Raw genomic sequence first — 6,158 nt, forward strand, 5'->3', positions numbered from 1 at the left:
CTGAGCGGTGTGGCCACACCGACCATCCGCCCCGCGACGCTGTCCGACGAGCCCGCGCTCGCCCGAATCAATTGGCGCACTTGGTCGCCGATCAGCGAGATAACACCGCGCCCGGTCCGCGAGACCCCGTTCTTCGGCGAATCCACCCGGCCCGAGCAGTGCCTCATCGCCGAATTCGACGGGCAGTCCGTCGGATATGTGCGCCTGGTTCAGCCCATACCGGTCGCCAGCGTCGCGCATGTCCGGCAGATCCAGGGTCTGGCGGTCGAAACGCATGTCCGCGGTCGCGGGATCGGCGGCGCGCTGCTCGAAGCGGCGGTAGCCGAAACCCGGCGCCAAGGCGCGCACCGGCTGACCCTGCGCGTACTCGCTACCAACCCCAACGCGCGCCGACTGTATGAGCGAATGGGCTTCGTCGTCGAAGGCGTGCTGCGCGGCGAATTCCACATCGACGGTGCGTATGTCGACGACATCCTGATGGCGCGTGGCGTCTGATCAATCCGAATGCCGTTCCGCCAAGCCGTTTTTCGCATGGCGTGCCGTTTCGAGCGCGGTGAATGCCGCCGCGGCGAGGATCAGTATCGCCGAAACCAGCAGGGCCACATCGAGTCCGTGATGGAATGCGGACTTGCCGGTCGCGATTATCTCGGAGACCTTCGAGAGGTATTTCAGATACGGGGCGAGGTCGGCGCCCTTGGGTATGCGGCCACGTTCGGCGGCGTCGATCGCGTTGAGCTGCAAGGTGGGTGGCAGTCCCAATTCGGTCATTCGCGCCTTCAGATCGGAGGTGAGGAACGAGTTCACCAGCGCACCGAGCACGGCGACGCCGACGGCCGATCCGACCTGACGCATCGTATTGGTCACCGCGGCGGCCATACCCGAATGAGCTGCCGGCACTCCGGACAGCACCGCCGAGGTCAACGGCACGACGGCGATGCCGAATCCGAATCCGGCTACGGCCATCGCGGCGGCCAGCGGTAGGTCGTGCGGTGGTCCGGCCAGGGTGTGGCGGGTCAGCAGGATGCCACCGGCGCCGACCACGCATCCGGCGATCATGGGAATCGGTGCGCCGCGCCGAGCCACCCAGACTCCCGCCGCCAGCGATCCCGCGATGATCGCGCCGGCCATCGGCGCGAAGACCGTCGCCGTATGCGCGGCCGAATACGCTTGCATCACTTGCAGATACGCCGTGGTGAAGAAGAAGATCGAGAAGACGCCGAAATAGACGGCGAAGGCGACGACCAGCGCACTGCGCACCGTCGGCAGGCGCAGATACCGGAAGTCCAGCATGGGCGCGGGGGCCCGCGTTTCGACGGCGACGAATCCGGCGCCCGCGACAGCACCGAGGACATACAGCGCGATCACCGAAGGCTCGGTGAAGCCGCGATCCCCGCCCGCGGTCGTCGCGTAGATCAGCGAACCGAGAAACGTTGCGCCGAGCAGAAATCCGGCCCAGTCGACCGGCCCCGAGCGCGGGTCCGCGCTTTCCGGGATCGACCACAGCGCCGCGGCCAGCGCCACCACCCCGATCACCAGGTTGAACCAGAAGATCGCACGCCATCCGTACGCGTGCACCAGCGCTCCGCCCAACACCGGTCCGGCGGCCAGCGCGAGTCCGGAAACCGCCGCCCAGACGCCGAGCGCCCTGGCGCGCGCCCGCTCCTCGGGAAAGATATGCCGCAGCACCGAAAGCGTGCCCGGCTCCGACGCGGCCGCACCGACGCCCATGATCGCGCGACCGGCGACCAGCACCGGAACACTGGCCGCGAGCGCCGCGACCACCGATCCGGCACAGAAGATCACCAGTCCGGCGGCCATCACCCGCTTGCGCCCCCAATGGTCACCGAGCGATCCGCCCGCCAACATGAGACCGGCGAAAACCACCGTGTAGGAGTTGACCACCCACTGCAGCAGTGTCACGTTCGTGCCCAGGTCATGCCGGATATCACCGAGCGCGACGCTGACGACCGTCGTGTCGAGGAAAGTGACGAACAGTACGGCGGTAACCGCCGCCAGTGCGACGCCCGGCCGTGCCGCCGTGCTCGATGCATTGCCGATCGACCTCACCGGCATAGGCTAATCGTGAGCGCCGCCGCCGCGAGCGGTCCATCAACTTCCCGGCGTGGCGGGGGACTCGGCGGATTCGCTCTCGTCGGCCATGATGGCGCCCGCGCTGCCCCACCCTGGGTTCCGGCCGAGGAGTGCCACGATGGCATCCATCGGGTTATCCGAATCGTATTGCACCCGAGCCTGATACGCGCCGTCGAAGCCGGTGCCGTCGGCGGTTGCCGAGATGGCCATCGGCAGTGCGGCGGCCGTGAGCCGCGACGGCGTCGGACATGGGAGGCCGAGCGCTCGCCGGAGATCCCAGCGGTGGACGAGCATGTCGACGATGTGGATCGAGAGCAGTCTCTCGGCCGGGATCGATCCCCGGCCCGGTAGGTCGACCGTATCGCCGAAATGTTCGGCCGCCACCACCCAGTGCGCGGCGATGCGGGCGAATTCTGCGCGGCGCTCGTCGTTCTGCGACATGAATTTCGGCGCGAGGAAGGCCGAATGCCGTTGGTTCATATGGTCGATCAGATCCGCGACGACCCAGCCGTCGCACGGGGTCGGCGCGGTGAGGTCGGCGTCGTCGACTGTCACCACATCGTGGTTGAGCAGCGCCATTGCCATCGCATCGAGCAGCAGAAGCTCACGCATCGGTTCATCCTTCAGTTTTGGCTCACGATCGTTCGCTAAATGGCGAACGATCGTAAGCTAAACTTGAGTCGTGTCTCCTCGCAACTCGAATGCCGAAGCCGCGCGCACCAGAGAACGAATCGTGCGGGTCGCCGTAGCGGAGGCGTCACGAATCGGCTTGGACGGCTTGACAATCGGCACGCTCGCCGAGCGTCTCGCGCTGAGCAAGGCCGGTGTCGTAGGCCCCTTCGGATCCAGGGAAAACCTGCAGATCGCCGCGTTGCGGCAGGCCCGTCTGGTTTTCCGCGACGCCGTCATCGCCCCGCTCGCCGATATGCGGCCGGGTGCGGACCGCCTGGCCCGACTGATCGACGCGTGGATCGCCTACCTCGCCGAATGCCCTTTTCCCGGAGGATGTTTCGTCACCGCGGCCTCGACCGAACTCGACGGCCGCCCCGGCCCGCTGCGCGACCGTCTCCGCGCGGCCGTCGCGGACTGGCGCGGTTTTCTGACCGCCGAAGTCGAGGCGGCACAAGCCGATTCGAGCGATCCACGGCCTCCCGCGGAACAGATCGCCACCACCCTCATCGGCATCTCGATGGCCGTCAATCAGGAGGTGCAACTCCTGGAGGATCCGTCGGCCGCCGACCGCGGCCGCGCGGCCATGCGCGCTGCGGTCGGATTGCCTTGATACGGCTCGAAATACGGTTTCCTCAGGCGGCGACGGCGCCATTCGGGGTTCGGCGAGCCGCAGGTAGTCCGCGACGGCGACCGAGCGATCGAGGCGCGCGGCCTCGAGCCGCGTTGGAGGTGCAGATGGTGTCCAGGATGAACGACGGCTTCACGACCATGGCGAACGGCCACTGGTCGCGGTAGAAACTCGCTTGGTATCTGGCCTGTTGTTCGGCTGCGGCGGCCGTGGCGCCGTGCCCGAAGGAGTACATGGGTGCGGTATTCCCCGTGAGCAGGTAGTGGTAGTCCGTTTCGGCCACCGAACCGCACTCGTTGTGGATCCGCGTAATGACTGTGCAGCTGAGGTACGGCTTGGCCGGGTTCAGCAGTTTGCGGCACGCCTCGAGGGCCGCCTGATCCGCGCCGCCCTGGTCCGGGTAGTCGAATGCCTCCCCCACACTGCCGCCGACAGGGTCGACGGCGATCGCGCCGTACAGATCGCCGGACGCGTGCGCGGTCCCGGCCCCGAGCAGTGCCGCGACCGCCGCAACCACCACGGTCAGCCCGCACCTTCCCGATATCGCCATGTAATCAACCCCCGAGGTCGAACAACAACAACCGGCAGATCATCGCGGTGATCGTGCCCGCTGTCCAGCCCGGACTCTTCCCGGCCCCGTCCGCGGCAACCACCTGAAGGACCGAATCCTTGTGCCGCAGAGACGGTTACGCCCGCAGGCCAGTTGCGCCCGATAAGAACTCCGTTGGGTGGACAACCCACTCGTGTCTTGCGATGGTCCTGAAAATGCCGCGCGGGCGCTGGTCGATCACGCAGATCAGTTGGCCGACAGGGGCTTCCAACGCGCGGAATGGCGACGAGTCGACGTTTTCTGTTACCGCCGAACCTGGTGTAGCCGAAGATCGACGCCGGTCAGCGCCGAACTGGCGGCCCAGAGCCGGGTCACCAGAAATGTCTTTCCCTCGCCCCGACGGCCGCTGTTGCGCATCATGTCATCGACACTCGTAGCAGCTCTTGCGCCGGACCAACATCCCACTGGCACCGATCTGCCCTCGACCGATGAGTTCATGGCCCGACGGAAGTCCACATAATTATCACCACCCAGGAGGAATCTGCTATGCGCAGCAAGGCAATGGAGCAGTTGGACGTCCTGATCGGATCGTGGCGGGCGACCATGCGGAACGCATGGTTCCTGGATCCGCCCGACCAAGAAATACCGGGTTCGGCAACGGTCGAATGGCTCGGCGACTCATTCGTGGTCTTTCGCTGGACGATAGCCGGTGACATCGGAAAGGCCACGAATGAAATGGTTCTGGTCCTCGGCCGCAGCGACCCCCGCGACGCCTACACGGCCCTCTACCACGACGAACGAGGAGTCTGCCGCGTCTTCACCATGACATTCGACGCCTCACACTGGACCATGACCCGCGAGGACCCCGACATGTTCCAGCGTTTCATCGCGGACATCGGCCCCACCCGAATCGAAGGCCGCTGGGAGGCCTCCACCGACGAAGGTTCAACCTGGCGAAAGGATTTCGACCTCATCTTCGACCGGCCCTAGCCGATGGTCGATCCAATGCCCTGAGCTGTTTTGATCTCGAGCAGCGCGGTTGCGCGTTCATCTATGAGGCTCATGCGAGCGCGCCATTCATCGGCTTGACTGTGTTCGGCCTTGGCGGTTTCTTGTCCGGGCCACTTCCGATAAAGTAACCCCACTTCGCTATCGAAGAATCCGTTCGCCAACAAGCTTGCGGCGATAAGCATTCCGGTGTCGTCGGAGCCGGGCACGCCCATCCATCCACCAAGAGCCACCACCAGGGCGCGCCGAATGCATATCGTCGTTGGATGAACCGGCAGACGATAGTTGTGCGCACGCCAATGATCAAGCACGACACCGGGAATCAGCTTGCCATGCGGCGGATCGTTGTCGAATCCGACAGTTGTACCGTCCGGCAACAGGTCGAGCAGCCGCGACGTCGTCCACGCGACATCGTCGTGCCGTGTCGTAAGATTCGCAATATCCCGAATGAGAACTCCGGGCATCAGAATATCGTCAGCATCAAGATTCTTGACAAGCTCTCCCCGTGAATTAGCCAGAGCCAGATTCCGTGTCAGCGCAACGCCCCCTCGACGACCGGTATGAAAGAAAATCCGATCATCGATTCCACCCAGAATGTCCCTCGCTATCCCACTGTCACCATCTTCTTGAATTACCCACTCCAATGACCAGCCGCGCGGAAGTTCCTGGGACAGAACAGATTCGCATGCCTGCTTCAAATGGTCCGGATCAGGATTGTAGACCGGTGTGATAATCGAAATCAGACGTCCCACATCAGCTCCGTCAACCAAGTTGTGCATACAAGTCGAGTGCGGTCGCCTGCCGCCTCACCGCCATCCTAAGTCCTCGATAGCCCCCTTTGATCTTGCACTGTTACCTGCGCGGCACGGTGATTCGGCTGCGCTTGGATGGATTACGTTGCAGCGGAACAGATTTCACCCGCAAGACGATCACCGCGCACACCGGTCGTCGGCGGGCTGCAAGCTCGTGGAGAAGATGCCCGCCCTACATGACCCTAATCACACCAACTCCCGAAAGAGCATCACCCGCAACCCCTCACCAAACCGCAACAAACCCACAAACCGCAACCAAGCAACAAAGGGGGGTCCGGGGGGCGAAGCCCCGCCGGGCGGGGCGTGGGGGGGGGGGCGCCCCCCAACAACCACACAGACAGAACCACCCCCACAGAGACACCACAAGGGGGACCCCCCCCGGCGAGCGGGCGGCCCC

The 6,158-nt window shown here is 64.8% G+C and carries 7 protein-coding genes; 3 read left to right on the plus strand and 4 right to left on the minus strand.

Annotated elements, in window-relative coordinates; genetic code table 11:
• Nucleotides 1-9: 9 nt before the first annotated feature.
• On the plus strand, nucleotides 10-495 hold the full coding sequence (locus LGY53_RS33995) for a GNAT family N-acetyltransferase (RefSeq protein ID WP_225730793.1): 486 nt from the start codon (nucleotides 10-12) through the stop codon (nucleotides 493-495).
• Here the strand turns inward: LGY53_RS33995 and LGY53_RS34000 are convergent, their stop codons facing one another.
• Nucleotides 496-2,073, minus strand: coding sequence for an MFS transporter (locus LGY53_RS34000; RefSeq protein ID WP_225730794.1), 1,578 nt, complete (start codon nucleotides 2,071-2,073; stop codon nucleotides 496-498).
• A gap of 36 nt (nucleotides 2,074-2,109) precedes the next feature.
• A complete protein-coding gene (locus LGY53_RS34005; RefSeq protein ID WP_225730795.1) occupies nucleotides 2,110-2,703 on the minus strand; it encodes a maleylpyruvate isomerase family mycothiol-dependent enzyme in 594 nt (197 codons plus the stop codon).
• A 70-nt stretch (nucleotides 2,704-2,773) separates the two neighbouring features.
• Here LGY53_RS34005 and LGY53_RS34010 point away from each other — a divergent pair, with 70 nt between their 5' ends.
• Nucleotides 2,774-3,373, plus strand: a complete 600-nt coding sequence (locus LGY53_RS34010) for a TetR/AcrR family transcriptional regulator (protein ID WP_225730796.1) — start codon at nucleotides 2,774-2,776, stop codon at nucleotides 3,371-3,373.
• A 22-nt stretch (nucleotides 3,374-3,395) separates the two neighbouring features.
• Here LGY53_RS34010 and LGY53_RS34015 read toward each other — a convergent pair whose 3' ends face one another.
• The gene (locus LGY53_RS34015; protein WP_225730797.1) at nucleotides 3,396-3,941 is read right to left on the minus strand and encodes a DUF4189 domain-containing protein; all 546 of its coding nucleotides are present in this window, start codon (nucleotides 3,939-3,941) and stop codon (nucleotides 3,396-3,398) included.
• Between the two features lie 546 nt (nucleotides 3,942-4,487).
• Here LGY53_RS34015 and LGY53_RS34020 point away from each other — a divergent pair.
• The gene (locus LGY53_RS34020; RefSeq protein ID WP_225730798.1) at nucleotides 4,488-4,931 is read left to right on the plus strand and encodes a hypothetical protein; all 444 of its coding nucleotides are present in this window, start codon (nucleotides 4,488-4,490) and stop codon (nucleotides 4,929-4,931) included.
• Here the strand turns inward: LGY53_RS34020 and LGY53_RS34025 are convergent.
• Complete coding sequence (locus tag LGY53_RS34025; RefSeq protein ID WP_225730799.1) at nucleotides 4,928-5,701, minus strand: glycosyltransferase; 774 nt, start codon at nucleotides 5,699-5,701, stop codon at nucleotides 4,928-4,930. The two genes, LGY53_RS34020 and LGY53_RS34025, sit on opposite strands and share 4 nt — an antisense overlap.
• Nucleotides 5,702-6,158 lie beyond the last annotated feature (457 nt).

The sequence above is a fragment of the Nocardia sp. JCM 34519.1 genome, assembly GCF_020361265.1.
Taxonomy (GTDB): domain Bacteria; phylum Actinomycetota; class Actinomycetes; order Mycobacteriales; family Mycobacteriaceae; genus Nocardia; species Nocardia arthritidis_A.